The 18,368-nt window shown below is 71.5% G+C and carries 19 protein-coding genes; 18 read left to right on the plus strand and 1 reads right to left on the minus strand.

Annotation, left to right across the window (positions count from 1 at the left end; translation table 11 throughout):
• Positions 1-140 precede the first annotated feature (140 nt).
• The 18 genes from OIE53_RS03745 to OIE53_RS03830 all read left to right on the plus strand — a co-directional run bounded on the left by OIE53_RS03745 (position 141) and on the right by OIE53_RS03830 (position 17,897).
• On the plus strand, positions 141-587 hold the full coding sequence (locus tag OIE53_RS03745; RefSeq protein ID WP_327025150.1) for a pilin: 447 nt from the start codon (positions 141-143) through the stop codon (positions 585-587).
• The gene (locus OIE53_RS03750; RefSeq protein WP_442791375.1) at positions 587-2,647 is read left to right on the plus strand and encodes a hypothetical protein; all 2,061 of its coding nucleotides are present in this window, start codon (positions 587-589) and stop codon (positions 2,645-2,647) included. Before OIE53_RS03745 ends, OIE53_RS03750 begins: the two co-directional genes overlap by 1 nt.
• A gap of 6 nt (positions 2,648-2,653) precedes the next feature.
• A complete protein-coding gene (locus OIE53_RS03755) occupies positions 2,654-3,580 on the plus strand; it encodes a PrgI family protein (protein WP_327025152.1) in 927 nt (308 codons plus the stop codon).
• Complete coding sequence (locus tag OIE53_RS03760) at positions 3,577-5,367, plus strand: VirB4 family type IV secretion system protein (protein WP_327025153.1); 1,791 nt, start codon at positions 3,577-3,579, stop codon at positions 5,365-5,367. Before OIE53_RS03755 ends, OIE53_RS03760 begins: the two co-directional genes overlap by 4 nt.
• A 138-nt stretch (positions 5,368-5,505) precedes the next feature.
• Positions 5,506-6,759, plus strand: coding sequence for a hypothetical protein (locus tag OIE53_RS03765; protein ID WP_327025154.1), 1,254 nt, complete (start codon positions 5,506-5,508; stop codon positions 6,757-6,759).
• Complete coding sequence (locus OIE53_RS03770) at positions 6,756-8,351, plus strand: type IV secretory system conjugative DNA transfer family protein (protein WP_327025155.1); 1,596 nt, start codon at positions 6,756-6,758, stop codon at positions 8,349-8,351. Before OIE53_RS03765 ends, OIE53_RS03770 begins: the two co-directional genes overlap by 4 nt.
• 62 nt (positions 8,352-8,413) lie before the next feature.
• Positions 8,414-9,223, plus strand: coding sequence for a replication-relaxation family protein (locus OIE53_RS03775; protein ID WP_327025157.1), 810 nt, complete (start codon positions 8,414-8,416; stop codon positions 9,221-9,223).
• Positions 9,211-10,242 carry a M23 family metallopeptidase gene (locus tag OIE53_RS03780; protein WP_327025158.1) on the plus strand — a complete coding sequence of 344 codons (1,032 nt, stop codon included), beginning with the start codon at positions 9,211-9,213 and terminating at the stop codon, positions 10,240-10,242. The genes OIE53_RS03775 and OIE53_RS03780 overlap by 13 nt, the downstream gene beginning before the upstream one ends.
• 432 nt (positions 10,243-10,674) lie before the next feature.
• Positions 10,675-11,862: a hypothetical protein gene (locus tag OIE53_RS03785; protein WP_327025159.1), complete on the plus strand. Its 1,188-nt coding sequence runs from the start codon at positions 10,675-10,677 to the stop codon at positions 11,860-11,862.
• Between the two features lie 83 nt (positions 11,863-11,945).
• Positions 11,946-12,587 (plus strand): hypothetical protein, encoded by a 642-nt coding sequence (locus OIE53_RS03790; RefSeq protein ID WP_327025160.1) that lies wholly within the window; start codon positions 11,946-11,948, stop codon positions 12,585-12,587.
• A complete protein-coding gene (locus tag OIE53_RS03795; RefSeq protein ID WP_327025161.1) occupies positions 12,584-13,144 on the plus strand; it encodes a hypothetical protein in 561 nt (186 codons plus the stop codon). Before OIE53_RS03790 ends, OIE53_RS03795 begins: the two co-directional genes overlap by 4 nt.
• Before the next feature lie 167 nt (positions 13,145-13,311).
• Positions 13,312-14,298 (plus strand): DUF932 domain-containing protein, encoded by a 987-nt coding sequence (locus tag OIE53_RS03800; protein ID WP_327027072.1) that lies wholly within the window; start codon positions 13,312-13,314, stop codon positions 14,296-14,298.
• Positions 14,299-14,461: 163 nt separating this feature from the next.
• Positions 14,462-14,944, plus strand: a complete 483-nt coding sequence (locus OIE53_RS03805) for a hypothetical protein (protein ID WP_327025162.1) — start codon at positions 14,462-14,464, stop codon at positions 14,942-14,944.
• A gap of 94 nt (positions 14,945-15,038) precedes the next feature.
• On the plus strand, positions 15,039-15,503 hold the full coding sequence (locus OIE53_RS03810) for a hypothetical protein (protein WP_327025163.1): 465 nt from the start codon (positions 15,039-15,041) through the stop codon (positions 15,501-15,503).
• 62 nt (positions 15,504-15,565) lie between these two features.
• Positions 15,566-15,985 (plus strand): hypothetical protein, encoded by a 420-nt coding sequence (locus OIE53_RS03815; protein WP_327025164.1) that lies wholly within the window; start codon positions 15,566-15,568, stop codon positions 15,983-15,985.
• A gap of 62 nt (positions 15,986-16,047) precedes the next feature.
• Positions 16,048-16,650, plus strand: a complete 603-nt coding sequence (locus tag OIE53_RS03820; protein WP_327025165.1) for a hypothetical protein — start codon at positions 16,048-16,050, stop codon at positions 16,648-16,650.
• Positions 16,647-17,045: a hypothetical protein gene (locus OIE53_RS03825; RefSeq protein ID WP_327025166.1), complete on the plus strand. Its 399-nt coding sequence runs from the start codon at positions 16,647-16,649 to the stop codon at positions 17,043-17,045. The genes OIE53_RS03820 and OIE53_RS03825 overlap by 4 nt, the downstream gene beginning before the upstream one ends.
• A gap of 210 nt (positions 17,046-17,255) precedes the next feature.
• A complete protein-coding gene (locus OIE53_RS03830) occupies positions 17,256-17,897 on the plus strand; it encodes a hypothetical protein (protein ID WP_327027074.1) in 642 nt (213 codons plus the stop codon).
• A gap of 25 nt (positions 17,898-17,922) precedes the next feature.
• Here the strand turns inward: OIE53_RS03830 and OIE53_RS03835 are convergent, their stop codons facing one another.
• A complete protein-coding gene (locus OIE53_RS03835) occupies positions 17,923-18,126 on the minus strand; it encodes a hypothetical protein (protein ID WP_327025167.1) in 204 nt (67 codons plus the stop codon).
• Positions 18,127-18,368 lie beyond the last annotated feature (242 nt).

Here is an 18,368-nt window from a genome sequence, read left to right on the forward strand (position 1 = left end):
CTGGTGAGGAGGACGGCCGCGCCGGTCGGCATCACAGGTCACCGCGCATCGCCCGGTCTCGCCTTCGCCAAGCCCATTCGCACACCCCGTGCCCCGCCCTGGGGCTGCCTCGGCGTGCGTCCTTGGAGGTGCCCGATCCCATGAACCATCGTCTTGTCCCGCGTCCCAAGGTGGCGGCTTTCCGCTGCCTCGGGGCGGGCAGGCGGGGACGCCTGACCGTTCCTCGCCTGCGTCGACATGCCCCTCGTACGGTCTGTCTCGGGCTGGTGGTGCTCGGTGCTGCCGCGGTGACGGTGGTCCTCGCCGCTGTGCCCGTCGCCGCCTACGCGGCCGAGCCCGCCTCGGTGGTGCTGGCCGCCGAGTCGATCCAACAGGTCGCCAATCGGATCCGGGCCTGGCTTGTCAGCATCCTCGTCGCGGTCGCCACGCTGTTCCTGACCGTTGGCGGCCTGCGCTACCTGGCCGCCAACGGCGATCCGGGCGAGGTCGAGAAGGCCAAACTCGCGTTGCGGTCCGCCGCGATCGGCTACGCCCTCGCACTGCTCGCGCCGCTGTTCGTGACCATCGTCGGCGCGTGGGTGGCGTGATGGACGCGCTCTCGATCCGACCCCACCCTGTCGTCCGGCGGGTGCTGCTGCTGTGGCTCGGCGTCATGCTTCTCGCCGGCCTGACCCTCGCCTTCGCCGGGCCGGCGCAGGCGCAGCCGAGCCCGGCACCTGGTCCGCCCAGCACGACGCCGGGTGTGTCCGACCCGGGCGTCCGCCCGCCGGGGGCCGAGCCGTTACCGTCCGCGCCGTCCACGCCGGCACCCGCGCCCGGCCCGGCCCCGACTCCCGGCCCGCCGGCGCAGGGAGTCGATGACGATCCGGCCTGGTACGACGTCGGCGGTCAAGTCCGTAAAGCTGTTGTGGACCTGGTCGTGTGGGCCGCCGAGCAGGCTCTCCAGCCGGTGATGGAAGCCCTCGGCGCATCGTGGCTGTCGACCCCGGACCTCACGGTCAACGAGCACGTGAGGGCGATCTGGACGACCAGTCTGATCGTCGCCAACGGCGTGGTGGTGTTGTTCATCGTGGCCGGTGGGTTCCTGGTCACCGCCCGGGAAACGTTGCAAACCCAGTACGGCCTCAAGCAGGTGCTACCCCGCATCGCCGTGGGCGTGGTCCTCGCGAATTGCAGCCTGATCATCGGGCAGAAGGCCATCGAGCTGACCAACGCGCTCACGATCGCTATCGCGGGGAACACGATCGACGGCCCGAGTGCCGCGACGGCGATCCGGCAGACCGTGGACAACGCCCTGCGAGGCGGCGGGTTTCTGATGGCGTTGCTGGTCATCGCGGTGATCGTGATGTGCCTCGTCCTGGAGTTCACCTTCGTGCTGCGGCTCGCCGCCTTGATCATCCTGTTCGGCATCGCTCCGGCGGCGTTGATCTGTCACGCCAGTCCGCTTACCGAGGGAGTGGCTCACCTGTGGTGGCGCTGCGTCCTGGCCTGCCTCGGCCTGCAACTCGGCCAGGCCATCGTCGTCATGGCCAGCATCAAGGTGTTCCTCACCCCCGCCGGACCGACCGTGATGGGCATACCCGCGACGGGGCACGGGCTCCTCGGCATCGTGGTGTGCCTGACGATGCTGTGGCTGCTGATCAAACTGCCGGGCTGGATGCGACAGTTCGTCCTCGGCCCGCTCGGGCAGCGCAACGGCCGAGGACTGATCGGTCAACTCGTCCACGCCTTCATCATGATCAAAACGCTCGGTGCGGCGGCCGGAGTCCTGGGCGGCGCGAGCGCGGCGCGGACGGCTGGACGGACGGCTCCTCGTCCGCCCGGTCCCCGTCCGTCACCGGGTGGACCCCGTCCGCCCCGTCCGCCCCGTCCACCTCGACCGCCCCGTCCGGGACCCGCTCCCGTCCCGCCATCCCCGCCGGGTCCGGTGGCCTTCAGCCACGCCCCGGCCAGCCACACGCCGTTGCCCGCGCCGCCCGGGACGAACGCCGCCCCCACCTTCAGCCACCCGGCAACCCCGTCCCCGCCACCGTCCCGGCCGTCCGGTGACCCGGCCGTACAGTTCTCACACCCGGACCCGGCCCAGCCGAGTCCGCCCTCCCCGTCCGTGCCGCCGGGGCGAGTCGCCTTCAGCGACGCCACCACCACGACGCCGAAAGCCGCACCCAGCAGCGCGGCACGGGCGGTGGCATTCTCGGCGGCACCAGCGCCGCAGAGCGCCCCGCGCCGGCCACCTGCGCCGGTCACGCCGGTGTTCTCCGCAGCTCCGGCGGCAGCAACGGCCGGCGGGCCACGACGTGCCTCGACCCCGGCGACGCGGCCCACAGCGGCGCGGCGCGCCACCCCGAGTGGGCACGCCGCGAACGCGGGAACGCCCGCCGCCGCGCCTGTGGCCAGCGCCCGGCGGGCACCGACCACCAGCACGGCCCGGCCCCGTCCACCAGCCCCGTCCGTACCGCCGTCCCCGGACGGGCGGCAGTCGGCAACCCCGCCGCCGCGCCCGTCCCCTTCCCCGGCGAGGCCGTCCCCGGCGGCCGGTGCGACCTCGGCGGGTCCGACCGCCGTCCGTACCGGACCGTCCCCGTCCCTGCCGCCGGCTCGGTCGTCCGCTCCTGTGCGGCGCCCGTCCCCCGAAACCGAGGGGTGATCAGCGATGAGCCGCCGCAGCGAAGAAGCCCCGATTAGGGCTCGGGTGCCAGCCGACATCGAGCGCCCCGATCGGCTCGCGTTCGGCATGTCCGGACGGCAGTTGGTGATCCTCGCCGTCACGGGGCTGCTGCTCTACGCGGCATGGACGGCGATGGCCACCGTCGTGCACCCCGTGCTGTTCCTCACCGGCGCGATACCGGTCGCGGCGGTGGCGTTCCTGCTCGCGGTCGGCCGTCGGGACGGGACCAGCCTCGACGCCTGGCTCGTCGCGGCGATCCGGCACCGCCGCAGCCCGCGTCGGCTCGTGCCGGTCGAAGGACCGGTCATCCCGGCTCCAGCGTGGGTGCAGACCACCGCCGGACGGGGTGACCGGTTACCGATGCCCGCGCCGCTGAGGCTGCCCGCGAAGGGCATCACGCCGGACGGGCTGATTGATCTCGGAGCGGACGGCACCACCGGCCTGGTCGCCGCCTCAACGGTGGCGTTCGGACTGCGCACCCCGGGCGAGCAGAACGGCCTGGTGGCGGGGTTCGCCCGCTGGTTGCACAGCCTCGACGGGCCAGCACAGATCGTGGTGCGGGCGCAACGGGTCGACCTGACCTACCTCGCCGACCGGTTCCTCACCGCCGCGCCAGGGCTGCCGCACCCGGCGTTGGAGGACGCCGCCCGCGCACACGTGGCGTTTCTCGATGACCTGGCCGCGCGGCGCGAGCTGCTGCACCGGCAGATCACCGTCGCCGTCCGCAGCCGACGCGGCGCGCACCACGCCGCTCACACGCAGGCTGAGGCGGTGCGCGCCTTCGCCGGCTGCGAGGTGCCCGCCCGGGTGCTCGATGGGCCGGACGCGGCGGTGCGGCTCGCGGCCAGCCTCAAACCCACCGCCCCGGCCCTCATGCCCTACACCACAACTGATGGAGGTGACCAGCGGTGAGCCTGCTTACCGCACTGCTGCCGACGCGGCGGCCTGCTCTGTCCGAGCCGGCTACGGTCCTGCCCGGTTCCCCGGACGCCGTCGAGGTTGACGGCCGACATGTACGGGTCGGAAACGGCTACTCCGCCACCCTGGCGGTCGTCGGCTACCCGGCGGAGGTCGGTCCGGGTTGGGCTGAGCCGATCCTGTCCTACCCGGGTTTGGTCGACGCCGCTTTCCACATCGAGCCGGTCCCGCCGGTGGTGGCCTCGCAGCGGTTGCGTAAGCAGCGTGGCCGGTTCGAGTCCTCCCGCCGCCAGGACGCGGCCAAGGGCCGCCTGGACGATCCTGAACTCGACGCCGCCGCGGTCGACGCCGCCGAGCTCGCCGGCCGTGTCGCGCGAGGCGAAGCGAGATTGTTCCGTCTCGGCCTGTACCTGACCGTCCACGGCACCAGCCCCGCCGAGTTGGCCGATCGGGTGGCTGAGGTGCGGTCCCTGGCCTCCTCGTTGCTGCTGGACACCGCGCCGGTGACGTGGCGGCAGTTGCAGGGCTGGATCAGCGGCCTACCCCTCGCTTTCGACGCGCTCGGGATGAAGCGGGTCTTCGACACCGACGCCCTCGCCGCAGCGTTTCCGTTCACCAGTCCCGACCTGCCGGACACCGCTGGGGACAGCGGCATGGGGGTGCTGTTCGGGTTGAACCTGCACTCGGCCGGCGTCGTGGTGTGGGACCGGTGGGCGCAGTCCAACTACAACGCCGTCATCCTCGCGAGAAGTGGGGAAGGCAAGTCGTACCTGGCCAAGCTCGACCTGCTGCGCAACCTGTGCCTCGGGGTGGAGGCGTTCGTCATCGACCCCGAAGACGAGTACCTGCGGCTGGCCGACGCGGTCGGCGGCACGGTCATCCGGCTCGGCGCACCGGGGGTGAAGATCAACCCTCTCGACCTGCCGCCCGGCGACGACGCCCTCAACGACCGGGCGCGGTTCCTGCACACGCTCGTGACCGTGATGGGCAGCGGTGACACCGCCGTCAGCGCGCCCCTGCCCGGCGACGAAGCCCGCTCCCTCGATGTGGCGGTGCTCGCCGCGTACCGGGCCAAGGGCATTACCACCGACCCGCGCACCTGGCGAAGACCCGCGCCGCTGCTGGCCGATGTGATGGCCGCCTTGGAGGACACCGACGACGCCGGCCGCCGAGTCGCCGCCCGCCTGCACCCCTACGTCGCTGGCAGCATGAAGGGCCTGTTCGACGGGCCGACCACCACGCTCGCGCAGGGGCACCTCGTGGTGTTCGCCATCAAGGACCTTCCCGAACAGCTTCACCCGGTCGGCACGCTACTCACCCTGGACACGATCTGGCGCACCGTACGCAGTGCTACAACCTCCGGCGCTCGCCCCGACGTCCTGCGGATGGTGCTGGTGGACGAGGCGTGGAAACTGCTCTCCGGCGGTCGCGGCGGCGTGTTCCTGGAGACCCTGGCCAAGTCCGCCCGCAAGTACGGCACCGGCCTGACCGTCGTCACCCAGGACGCCGCTGACGTGCTCGCCACCAAGACCGGCCGCGCCGTCGTCTCCAACGCCGCCACCCAAGTCCTGCTTAGACAGGCGCCGCAAGCGATCGACGCCGTGGCCGAGGCGTTCGGACTCACCGACGGCGAGCGGGCATTCCTTCTGTCCTGCCAGCGTGGGGACGCGCTCCTCGCGGCGGGGTCGGCGCGGGTGGCCTTCCATAGCCACGCCTCCGCGACCGAGCACGAGTTGATCGTCACTGGCCCGGTCACGGGCGCACCGGCCCGCCGCCGCTGATCCGGCCCGCGAGCCTCTTCCGTCCGCTGATCGGAGTCCCCGATGATTCCCGTTCCTGTCCTGTCTCCATCCCCGCCGTCGCCGCCTCTGGAGCCTGCCGGGTGTGTACCTGGTCAGGGCGGCGTACCCGACTCCGTTGTGGGCGAGCTGCTGTGCGGCTCCTGGGGCGACGACACCGCCGATGTCGTGTGGCGTCTCGTCCGCGATCGGTGGCCGTTGCTGCTCGCCGCCCTGGCGGCGCTGCTCGCCATGCGGGTCGGGTGGACGTGGTGGCGGCGGCGCGTTTGGCGGCGGCACGCCGCCGCAGCGCGGTGGCTGGAGATCATCCCGCCGGTGACCGCCACTCCGGCCGCGACGGTCGGCCTGTGGCGGCTGCTCGCCACGGTGTTGCCCGCGCCGCGTCGGTGGTCGCTGCGCCCGGCCCGGCTCGTGTGGGAGGTCGTCGCAGACCCGGAGGGGATGCGCTGCGGGCTGTGGCTGCCACCGGGGGTCAACCCGACCGCCATGGTGCGGCTGCTGCAACGCGCATGGCCCGGCGTCCGGGCCGAGCAGACCCGCCCACCGGCCGTCCCGACGACCGGAGCCGTCGCCGCCCTCACGGTCTGGCCCACCCAGCCCGAGTGGCTGCCCCTGATCGAGGACACCACACCGGCACCGCGCCGAGGCGTGGACGCCGGCGCACCGGAGGAAGACCGGCTCCGGGCGGTCTACGGTGGGCTGGCTTCGGCAGGGCGTACCAGCGGTGGGCTCCTGCAAGTCCACCTCGGTCGGGCACCCGCCCACCGCCTGCGGGTGCTACGCCGCGCGATGACCAACCCGCAGCAAGCTCGCCGCCTCCGAGGGACATCCCGCGCAATCGGGCTCGCTGACGGCATGCAAGCGCTGATCATCGGCGTCTTGGACATCTTCACGCCCGGCACGTCGAGCCCGAAGCGGCGCACCAATCCGACCGACCCGTACACGGCTGAGCTGGCGCGGCAGGCGCGGGCGAAGTACGCCGACGCACCCCACCTGCTCGTCGCCGTACGCACGGTCGCCGCCGGCCCCACCAAAGCCGCCGCGTCCGCTGCCGCTGCTGATGTCAGCTCCGGGTTCGGGCTGCTGTCGGCGCACTTCACCCGCCGCCGACTCCGGCGTGGTGCGGTCGCGGCGGCCGACCGGTGGGTGCCGCAGTCCCGGATGAGCCTCGCCTCCGTCGCGGAGGCCGCCGCCCTCGCCGGGCTGCCCGCCGAACCGGCCGCCTACGGCCTACCTAGTGCGGCGTCACGCCGCCGGGCCGCCACCCGCGACATCTTCCGGACCACCGAGCGGGAGACCCATCGCCCGGCGGCGCAAGCAGAGACCGGCGCGACCGAAGACGACGAACCACCAACCGCCTGGAGCGCCCCATGAACACGACCAACGCCAAGGCCCCGGTCCCCACCTCCCACCCGGAAGGCCGCCGGCTGAACCTGGTTCCCCTCGATGAGCGGCACGGTCTCGGCGGCAAAGTCATCGGTGTCGCCAACGCCAGCCCGCCAATGCGGGTCGGGATCTCCCTGCCCGACTGCCGATACCACCTCCACGCGCTCGGCCCCACCGGCACCGGCAAGACGACCCTGCTGATGCGGATGATCCTCGACGACGTGCAGGCCGGACGCGGCGTGGCCGCGTTCGACCCGGCCAAGGGCGACCTCATCAGAGACCTCCTCGCCCGGCTACCCAAGTCCTGCGGGGACCGGCTCGTCCTGATCGACCCGGACGAACGGGCCGCGCCACCGGCGATCAACCTGCTCGACCCGAGTGTGCACGGCGGCAGCGCGCACGACGTGGCCGCGAACCTCACGGCGGTGATGGCGAAGGTGTGGTCACGCTGGTGGGGGCACCGGACCGCCGACATCTGCTACCACGGGCTGCTCACCCTCGCCCACGCCGAAGGCGCCACCCTCGCCCAGCTACCGCGGCTGCTGTCCGACTCCAAATGGCGAGCCGAACGGATTGCTACCGCTACCGGCAAGCTGAACGCTTGGGAGGGCAACACCCTCGGCGAGTTCTGGGAAGGGTTCAACGAGCTGCCCGCCGCGCAGCGCTCCGGCCTCGTGGCCCCGCTGTTGTCCCGGCTGCGCCTGGTGCTGGCGCACCCGATGGCGGCGTCGCTGTTCGGGGTGCCGGCCACCACGTTCTCCTTCGCCGACATCCTCGACGGCGGCGTCCTGCTAGCCCGCCTGCCCAAGGGTGTGCTCGGTGAGGACGGCACCCGCCTGGTCGGCTCCCTGCTCCTCGCAGGGCTGTGGCAGGCCACCACCGCCCGCGCCCGCATCCCCGAAGACGACCGCCCAGACGCGATGATCGTGCTGGACGAGTGCCACAACTTCCTGCACCTGCCCATCGGCATCGATGACGCCCTCGCCGAGGCCCGCGGCCTGCACACCTCGTTCGTCCTCGCCCATCAGTACCTCGGCCAGTTGTCCGGGGACATGGTAGAGGCGATCGACGCCAACGCCCGCAACAAGGTCTACTTCGCCCTGGCGCCCCGTGACGCCATCGACCAGGCCCGACACCTGCGGCCGTACCTCGATGACGGGGACCTGATCCGCCTCGGCGGCTACGAGGTCGTCCTCCGCCCTGTTGCAGGTGGCCGGGTCGTCCCACCGGTCACCGTCGATACTGAGCCGCCACCGCCGGCCGTCGCGGGGCGTGCCGGCGAGCTGCGCCGCGCGGCCCGAGAGCACACCGGCCTGCCGGTGAAGCAGCGGCGGCGGCTGCTCAGCGAAGCCGCTACCGCCTCGGCCACCACAGACTCTGTCCCGGTCGACGCTGCGGTCAGTGACCTGGTGGGTCGGAACACCTTCGCTGTTCAGGGCGAGGGTTCTCACGAGAGGTCTAACGAGCGATCCAACGAGGAACGCAACGACCACGAGCCACCGGGTGAACACGCCCCCTTGAACACGGCATACGCGCACGTCGACCGGGGTGAGGAGGACCGGTGGACCGGAACCGACTGATAAGAGATATCCCTCCTACCCGCACACCTGCCACCGGCAGTACCCGCCTCACGGCGTCCGTAGTGGCCGCCGAACTCGGCCGCCTCACGCCCCGAGACCGGCTCCTGCTGGACCTGCTCGACCAGCACCGGACCTTCACCACCGGTCAGCTCGTCGACCTGGCCTTCGGGTCGGTCGGCCGTGCCCGTAACCGCCTCAACACCCTCCACGACAGGGACATCCTCGACCGGTTCCGGCACTACCAGCGGCCCGGGTCGCAAGCGTGGAGGTGGACCCTCGGCCCGGTCGGCGCGGCCCTGCTGGCGGCCGAACGAGGCGAAACGCTGCCCCGTCCGGCGGCCGTGCGTGACGCCACGGCCCGGCTCGCGATGTCCCCGACGTTGGCGCACCTGCTCACGGTGAACGGGTTCTTCGTCGCGCTCACCGCACACGCCCGCGCGCATCCTGGCGCGCGGTTGGTGCGGTGGTGGAACGAGGCACACTGCCGGGAGGCGTGCGGCAACCTGGTCCGCCCGGACGGACACGGCGTGTGGTCCGACAACGGCCGAACGGTGCCGTTCTGGGTCGAGGCCGACCTCGGCACCGAAACGCTGGGCCGGGTGGGCGGCAAGCTGACCGGCTACGCCGCACTACCGCCCCGCCGCGCGTACCCGGTGCTGTTCTGGCTGCCTACCGCCGCCCGTGAGGCCAACATGCACGCTCACCTTCGGCGGGCCGGGGTACCGGACGGGCTGACCGTGGCGACTACCGCAGCAGACCACGCCGCGCCCGGTCCGGCGGGGCCGGTCTGGCGCATCGTCGGGCATCCCGACCGGGTGAGTCTGGCAGACCTACCCGCACCGGGCGGGGGTGGTGCGGCGTGGGACGGGTAGCGCTGTGGGTCGGGGTCGGGTTCGTTGTGGCGCTGTTGCTGCTGACCTCTGCTACGGCCGGTGTGGTGTCGTCGGTGTTAGGGGGTGGGGGTAGCTGCGTCGGGACGGTCACCGCGCCGGGCGCGACCCCGGCGGGGTTGTCGGCTGAGCAGGCCCGTAACGCCTCGATGATCGTGACCGTGGGTGAGCGGATGCGGGTACCCGTGCGCGGGTGGGTGATCGCCGTTGCGACCGCCCTCCAGGAATCCTCGTTGATCAACCACGGTGACCTTGGCCCGAACAACGATCATGACTCGTTGGGGCTGTTCCAACAGCGACCGTCGCAAGGATGGGGCACCCCGGAACAGATCATGAACCCCGCGTACGCCGCCGCGACGTTCTATGAGGCGTTGTTGCGGGTGCCGGGGTGGGAACGGCTGTCGCTCACCGATGCGGCACAGAAGGTGCAACGGTCGGCGTACCCGGACGCCTACGCCAAACACGAGCCACGGGCAACCGAGATCGTCGCCGTGTACACCGGCGGGACGCTGCCGTTCTGCGACGGTGCGCCGATCAGCGCTTCCGGGTGGACCCGCCCGGTGGTGGGCACGGCCGGTTCCGGCTTCCGCACCGGCGACCGGCCCGGCCACGACGGGGTCGACATCATGGCCCCGAAAGGCACCGTCATCCGTGCCGCGTCCGGCGGTGTGGTGGTGCGCGTGCGGTGCAACGTCGGGGGTGAGTCGTGGGAACCTACCGGCGGGCCGATGCCGTGCGACAGCGACGGGTACCCCGGCCTCGGTGGGTGCGGCTGGTACGCCGACATCCGGCACTCCGGCGACATCATGTCGCGCTACTGCCACATGGTCCGGCAACCGGCGGTAACGGTCGGTCAAACGGTGATCGCTGGACAACCGATAGGCCACGTCGGAAGCTCCGGAAACTCCTCCGGCCCCCATTTGCACTACGAGATCCACGAAGGCGGCAACAATGCCGTTGACCCGGTGCCGTTCATGCGTCAAAGAGGCGTAGCGCTGTAAAGCCGTGAAGTGACTTCCCGCACCATATGAATGAGCTTTTCGTGGGGTGCGATGGCCGTCGCGCGTCTGGCCCTACCGGGCGCGTGGCGTCGTCATTGGCATCCCGAAAACCGGCAGTCCGTGAGACGGCGTATGCGGGTCGCACCGTGCCGACCCTATGCGGGGCAGAAAGGTGCGCCGAACGCGGCGCAGCGTCGAATAGGGGCCGTTTAATGGCGCATCATGCGGCGATAGGGGTTCCCGGATAGGAGGATCGGCGTGGCGTTGTGTCGCCCCAGGTAAAGAGTCTTGGGTGGCGGGGTTGACAACAATCGGGCATCGAGCGTCCATGGACGTGGGCAACAAAAACCGCCCCGGCGGAACCGCAAACAATACGCATTGCGCGTACGCGGAATCGCTATTTGTCGACCCCTTATGTGGAGGTGTATTGCCATGACCGCGAACATTGTTTTGACCCCCGGCAGCGACGAGGCCCGGTCCGCCGTCGCCGAGGCGCTGCGCGAGCACCCCGGCGTCACCGCCCGCAAGCTGGCCGGAACGGCGAACCTGCCGCTACCGGTCGTCACCGAGGCGCTCACCGCCATGGAAGCCGCCGGGACCGCCACCCGCACCCCCGACCCGACCAAGGGCAACCGCAAGAGCGCCGACATGTGGGAACTCGCCACCACGACCGACGACGCCCCGGCCACCGAGGACGCCCCCGCCACCGCCGACAAGCCGACGCCCGCCGACGACGCCCCGGCCACCGGCGACACGACTCCGACCCCTGCCGACATCGAGCCCACCACCGACGCCCCGGCCACCGCCGACGAGCCGACGCCCACCACCGACGCCCCGGCCACCGGTCCGGCGAAAGCGGCCGACGAGGCGCCGCTGCCCGAGGCCCCGGTGTCCGGCGCGCCCGTGTCCGGGGCACCGGTCGGGCCGCGCCAGCCCGACCTGAAGGTGTTGATCATGGCCGGTGTGCTCGGTGGGCACCCGGAAGGCATCACCGCCGACGCTGCGATCGGGGAGAGCGGCCTGTCGGTGGCGATGGGCGACACGATCCTCGCCGCGATGGAGGTTGCTGGTGCTGCCCGTCGCCTGCCGGTCACCGAGGACGGTGACGAGTTGTGGGTGATCGGAGATGGGGACCTCGCCACGGTGGACCCGGCCAACGCGCCGACGCACACGACGTGCCCGACGTGCGGGCACTCCCGCAAGATCCGCCGCCCCTCGGCCCGCCGTACCAACGGCACCGGTCGCACCACGGGTGAGATCAACAGTGACGGTTCGGTCAAGTTGGGCAAGAACGAGTTGCGTAACCGGGTTGAGGCGTTCATGCGTGACCTCGGCCCCGGCCACGACGTGACCCCCGGCACCGTCGCCCGTGAGATCGGCGGACGGAGCCCCGGCGCGGTTCGCAACGGCATGGAGAAGCTGACCGGGTTCGGGGTGCTGGTCCTGACCCGTGAGGCCCCGGAAACCTACGCCCTCGCGGACAACCCGCCCGCCCCGACCGCCGAGGTCCGCGCGTTCATGACCCCGCCGCAGACCGACACCACCCCGTCTGCCGGTGACCGGACCAGCACCGACGAGGCCGGCACCGACGAGGCCACCGCCGCGCCGGTCCCGGCCTGACCTACCGCCCCGCCGGGGCCGGGCACCCATGCCCGGCCCCGGCACCCGCACGCCCACCCACAGCGCCACGGAAGGAACGGACCATGACCACCCCCCACGACCATGACCACCACGCCCACGGCCCGACGGTCGCGCCGGGGTCGCTGCGCTGCCCCGAATGCGGCGAACCCGCCCGACCCGTGCCGCCGGGTCGCTGGCCCCTCGACGGATTCGCCTCGCGCCCGGCCACGTCCCACCACGACGGCACCCCGCTATGCCCGGTGCCTGGCCCGAACGGCTCGCAACCGGCCGACCCGATCGGCGCACCGGCACGGCTGACCATCTGGCAGGCTGTCCGGCAGTCATGGCTCATCCACCCCGATTGGACGGTCGCCGATCACCTCGCGTGGCTCGATGACGAGGCGTACGACACCGGCACGCTGACCGGTGACCCGGCGGAGGTGGTCGGCCGGTGGCTGGCCGAGCACCGCCGTACCGCCTTGATGTCCCGGCCCGCCGACGAGGCGCGCGTCTACATGGTTGCCGGTGGCGACCGGGTGGCCGTGTTCGACTCGGCGGACGAGGCGGGCGTCATGGCCGCGACGATGACCGGCGCGAACCTCGAACCGGTCACGCTGTGCCTGACCGAGGCGCAATGGGAACAGGCGCACGCCGTGTTGCGGTCACAGCAACCACACGTCACCGTGACCAACGCCCGGACCGATCGTGCGGCCGGTGCGTCGTGACCGGCACCTCGCCCACCGGCCCGCCCGATATCCCGCCGTCGCTGGCCGCGCGTCCCCACGACGCGCGGCGCGGCCTACCCGTCCCGCCGGTCAACATCCACCCCGACTCGACCGGCGGCGGGTCGCATGTGGACTTCACCACGATCAACACCACCGTCTCGACCTGCCTCGCTGCCGAACGGAGGTGCTCGTTGTGCGGTGAGCCGATGGGGTATTGGGTGGCGTTCCTCGGCGGACCTCGCGCGGCTGAGTTGATGCGCTACTCGGACCCGCCGGGGCACCCCGAGTGCATGACCGCCGCCCTGTCACTCTGCCCGCACCTCGCGCTCGGTCGGCACCGCCGCGCCCGTGCCGACCGGCCCGGGGCGGGCATGATCCCGCCGGGGTCGCACGGTGACAAACCCGACCGGTACCTGTTGGGCATCACCCGGGCGTACCGGACCCGGTTCATCCCCGAACACGGGTTCACCGTCTACCTACCGGCCCCGTTCAAAACCGTCCGCGCGTACGTGTACGGGCCGGACGGGCGGCTACGCCCGGCCACCGACACCCGGTAGGCCACGCCCGGCGGTGGGCGTCAGATTCGCCGCAGAAACCTCGATCGACTCGAACCGATCGTCTTGATCCGCCGGTGGAGGCAGGAAACATTGTTAGTGACGGCGCGGCCCGGGGTCGTAGCCCCGGCCCGCCGCCTGCCCAAACACAACCTGGAAGGGGTGCCACCGTGGCACACGAACTGGAAACCCTGGCGAACGGCCAGACGGCGTTTGCCTCCGCGCGGCTGACCGCCTGGCATCAGCTCGGCACGGTCACCGACTCGTGCATGACCGCGCAGGAGGTCATGAGTAAGGCGTGGCTCGGCGGCTGGGAGGTCCGCAAGATCGCCCTTCAGGGCATCGAGGTCACCGAGCGTGGGGTGACGAAGGTCGACTGCCCCGACAAGTACATGACCGTGCGGACCAACCCCGTCACGGGTGAGACCGAGTACCTCGGTGTGGTCGGCGAGGACTACAGCGTGGTGCAGAACGAGCAGGTCGCCGAGACCCTCAACCTCCTGGTCGACGCCTCCGGCGCGCACTTCGAGACCGCCGGCTCGATGCGCAAGGGCCGCTCGGTGTTCGTGACCATGAAGCTGCCGCAGGCTATGCGGATCGCCGCAGTGGACGACATGGACTTGTATCTCGCGGCCACCACCAGCCACGACGGCACGGCAGCTCTTCGCCTTGACGCGACCCCGGTCCGCATCGTGTGCGCGAACACCCAAGCTCTCGCCTACCAGCGGTCGCGTAGCTCGTACACGTTCCGGCACACCTCGAACGTGACCAGCAAGATCGCCGAGGCGCGGCAGGCCCTCGGTCTGATGTGGAAGGCGTTCCGCGACTTCGAGACCGAAGCCGAAAAGATGATCAACGAGTCGTTGACCATGGGCGAGTTCGAGAAGATCGTCGCGCAGGTGTGGCCGCTCGCCGACGACGCCTCCGACACCGCGAAGAACAACGCGAAGCAGCGCACGAACACGTTGCGGTACTTGATCCGGGATGCGGACACGCAGAAGGCGATCAAGGGCACCCGGTGGGCCGGATACCAGGCCATCACCGAGTACGTGGACCACTTCGCCCCGGCCAAGACCGACCTGGTTCGGGCGACGCGGGCGCTGACCGGTGCCGGTGCGGACCTGAAGGCCCGCGCGTTCGAGTTGCTGGCGGTCTGAGGTGGGCCGGCATTGGGGCCGGGCCAGCGCGCCCGGCCCCGGTACCGGGGCGCAACCCGCCACCGGTACCGCACCTGTCCCCACCGAGCCCGCCGCGACGGCCCCGCCAGAACCGGAGCCCGCCGCTACGCCTCTGCACGCCCCGGCGCCGACGGCCACCTCGATGATCGCGCTGGCCAACCGAGTGTGTGCTCACTTCGCGGCGGCCGAGGTAGCCCGCGCGATGGCCGAACATTCCACCACCCACGCCGAACACGTCACCCACACGACTCGCGCCGAGCAGTGGGAAGCCCTCGTCAACGAGCAATGGAACGAACTCTGCTCGGCGATCTGGGCGACGGCACCCGAAGGCGCGCAGGTCGAGCGGTTCCTACCGGTGCGGCCACTGACCAACGGCCACGTCGAGCTGCACGTCCACGACAGGCAGGCCCGTCGCCTCGTCGTGCTGCTCACCGGCACGCAGGCCCTCGCCGTGGGCGCGCACCTGACCGCGTACGGAGCGATCAGCCTCGACCGCATCGGCCAGAAACTCGACCCCGGCCTACCTCACGTGAAGGCCGCCCCACCGTTCTCCACTGACGGGGAGACGGCATGGCCACCGGCCACCCCTGACGGCGTGGCAGGGCCACCGGCCGCCCATCCCTGACCGCCGCGACGTGGTGCCGCGCGGCCCCACGGTCCTACCCCGGGCCGCGCGGCACCCCCGGCGACAACCCCTCGACTCACTGACGGAGTACCCGATGAATCCAGACCGACTGTTCGACCTCGCCGCCGAGTTCGCCCACGCCACCGGCAACGCCGAACGGTTCCACGCCCGCGCGGCGGTCGCCACCGGCGACGACCGCGCCGCCCACCAAAAGGCGGCGTCGAGGTGGGAGGCGATTGCCGCCCGCCGCCGCGAGCACCTGCGCGCCTCGTTGCGCGAGGCACTGCGCGGCACCGTCAACGCGGTGCCGGACGAGCGGCTGCCGGTCTCGACCTGGCAGCCAGGCCGCGTCGAGGTCCGCGCCACCACCCCGGACGGCACCCGCACCGTGCGCGTGCGCTACACCCCGGCCCAAGCCGCCGCTGCCGGAGTCGCGCTCATCGCCTGCGCCGCCATCACCGACGACCCGGGTGGCAGCACCCTCGCCAGCATCCTCCTCGCCTTCCCACCCACCCCGCCCGGCGACGAGCCCGCAACGGACGAGGGGCGGCTGGCATGACGGCCGGCGGCGGCGAGATCGACCACCCCATCAGCTAGCCCTCACCCGTGAACGGAGTTGTGATGTACCGGTCCATGGAATACGGCGACACCGCCCGGGTGATCAAACCATCCGACGCCACCGAGTACCGCCTCGGCACCGTCACCGACGTCCGCTATTCCACCCCACACACCACCTACGCCCGCAGCTACACCCTCCGCTTCCCCAACGGCGACGAGCGCACCTACCCGGCCGCAAAGGTCAAGCGAGCGACCCGAGCCGACGACCGCGCCGCGATGAAGGCCGCGCTCACCTCCGCATGCGTGGCGTTGCGCTTCGCCTGCCGCATCGCCCACGACTACGACGCCGACCTCAGCAGCGGAACCGCGAGCCTGCTACGGCGGCTGGTCGACCTCGCCAGCCTGCGCCTCGGGCTGACCCTCGACCCCGCCAACCCCGCCTGGCCGCAGCACACCCGCAACCAGAACGGAGGCGACCGGTAATGGCACCACACTCTCCGCACCCCGAGGGTTCCGGCCGTCCCGCCGAGGCGGCAGGACTCGACGTGAGCACGGCACCGGTCCCGGAGTCGCTCTACTGCCGCCGCTGCCGTCGCGCGCTCAACATCCGCTTCAACAACCTCGGCGTGATCGTCGAGTACCTGCACGCGGCCGAGCAGCGCGGCCAGCGCAGCGACCACCGGCCCGAGCCGATGCCCATCACCGAGATTCCCGACCCGATCATCGAGTGCGACTTCTGCTCCACACCCGACGCGGCCTGGATCTACCGATGCGCGAACCAGATCACCGACGCCCGCCGAGTCACCGCACAGGTGGTCGCCGTGGGCGACTACCAGGCCCGGCACCACGCGGCACGGGTACGCCGCACCGACACCGAGCACGCCTTCACCCAGGCATGGGGCGAACGCTGGTCGGCCTGCCAGGGGTGCGCCGACCTCATCGAGGCCCGTGACCTGTACGGGCTGATCGGCCGAGTGGTCGAGTCCCTGCCCGCGAAGCTCACCCGAGGCAAACACCTGATACGCACCCGGGGCCAACTCCACGAACGGTACTCCGACGTGTTCGACACCCTCGCCCCTGGCCGAGGTCGCATCGCACCCGGTCACCCGCTCGGCATCTGGACCCACCAGGCGGGAGAGGCACCATGACCACCGACAACACAGGGCGGCACGGGTGGCCCGCCCTCACGCACGCGAAGGCCCGCCGCCGGATAGGGCCGGTATGCGGCGCAGCCGATGTGCCGTTGAGCCGTGTCACCGAGGACCCGCACCTCGTGAACTGCCCCGACTGCGAAGGGCTGGCCGACATCGACGCCCTCCCCGACGACGCGACAGTAGGCGACCCCCGCGTGATCGAGTTGCTGCGGGAGGCGAAGCGCGGCAACTGCCGCAAGATCGACGGGGTGCTGGTGGACGCGACCACCGCCGCCGCGATCCTGACCGTGTACGACGCGCTCAAACCCGCCACCCGCACGAAACTGGCCGCACTGCGCATCGACCACATGGCGCACGTGGCGTGGAAGGTGCTGCGCCCACGGGAGTAACGAGGTGGGTCGGTGGCCGGCGGGCACACCCGAGGGTGCGCGTAGTTCCCGACCGGCCACCTCGCCCACTCCGGGCCGCCTGCGGACACAACGCCGCTTCTACCCAAGCCGGGGCGTGCCGCCGATACTACGGCGAGCCGTGGCCGCCTCGACGGCACGGCACCGGCAGCGAGCCACCATCGGAGGGAGGATGGGGGCGTGGGACGACGCATGATCGGCGGACGGATCGCCCTCAACCGGGCCGGAGTCGCCGCGTTCACTGGTGCGGCCTACTCCACGGTCAACCACTGGCATCGCCACCGCACCCGGTTCGGCTTCCCCGAAGGCTTCCAGCACGACGGCCGCGACTGGTTCTGGCTCGACGACATCGAGGCGTTCCACGCCGCGCACCTGGCCGCGAAACGCGCCGAGCTGACGAAGGTCGACCGCCGCGGCGACCCGGAGGATCTCATCGGCTCGGGCGCGGCGGCGAGGGTCCTCGGTTACGGCTCGTACCGCAACCTGCCCGACACCCTGTACGACCACCCCGACCGAGTCGAGATGCTTCCGGACGGGCGGCTGCGTCGTCTGTGGTTCCGGCGCACCGTGTGGGCCGTCGCCGACGCCCGCACGGGCCGAAAGTCCACCGGCCGCACCCCCGGCACGACCGGTGCCCGCAAACCGCACCCGTACGCCGATGACCCTCGGCTTCCCGCCGCCGTCGCGCTCTTGGCCGAGGCCGACCGCGCCGGGCGTGACCGGCGCGGCCTCGGTGTCGCTCTGGCTCAGCAGCTCGGCATCACGCAACGCACGGCGCAACGACTGCTTGCCGCCGCAGGCGCGGAGAGCGGTACTTCTAGGCACACGGGTTGAGTACGACAGGTGCCGCCGAGTCGGGTCAGCCCAACCTCGGCGGCACCTGTCGTGCGAGCGGTTCGTCTTCGTCGTCGTCCTCGGCAGCCGTCCGAGGCGTCGGAGCCTCGATCAGGTAGCGCAGCGCGCCGTTGATGTCGGTGTCTCGGTTGTCGGCGGTGCGCTTGAGCACGTCGTACACGTCGTCAGCGACCTCGATCGTGTGGAGGCCGGGCGTGGTGTCGGTCATGTGTGATCCTTTCTGGCAGCGTTCGGCACGGTTGCCCGTTCGGGCAGCCGTGCCTATCCACGCTGACCTCGACAGCGGGATCAAGACCGCCGCTGGCCCCAGACCGGGTTACGGCTGACGGCTCTGTTCGAGGGTGGAGCGTCGTCGTTCGCGTTGGTGTGTGTCACTGCGGGGGCGTCGCCTTGAATGGCGGTGTCAGCGGCGCGGAGCAGGGCGGCGGCGAGGCCGCGAGCGTGCTCCGG

The sequence above is a fragment of the Micromonospora sp. NBC_01739 genome (genome assembly GCF_035920385.1).
GTDB lineage: Bacteria > Actinomycetota > Actinomycetes > Mycobacteriales > Micromonosporaceae > Micromonospora.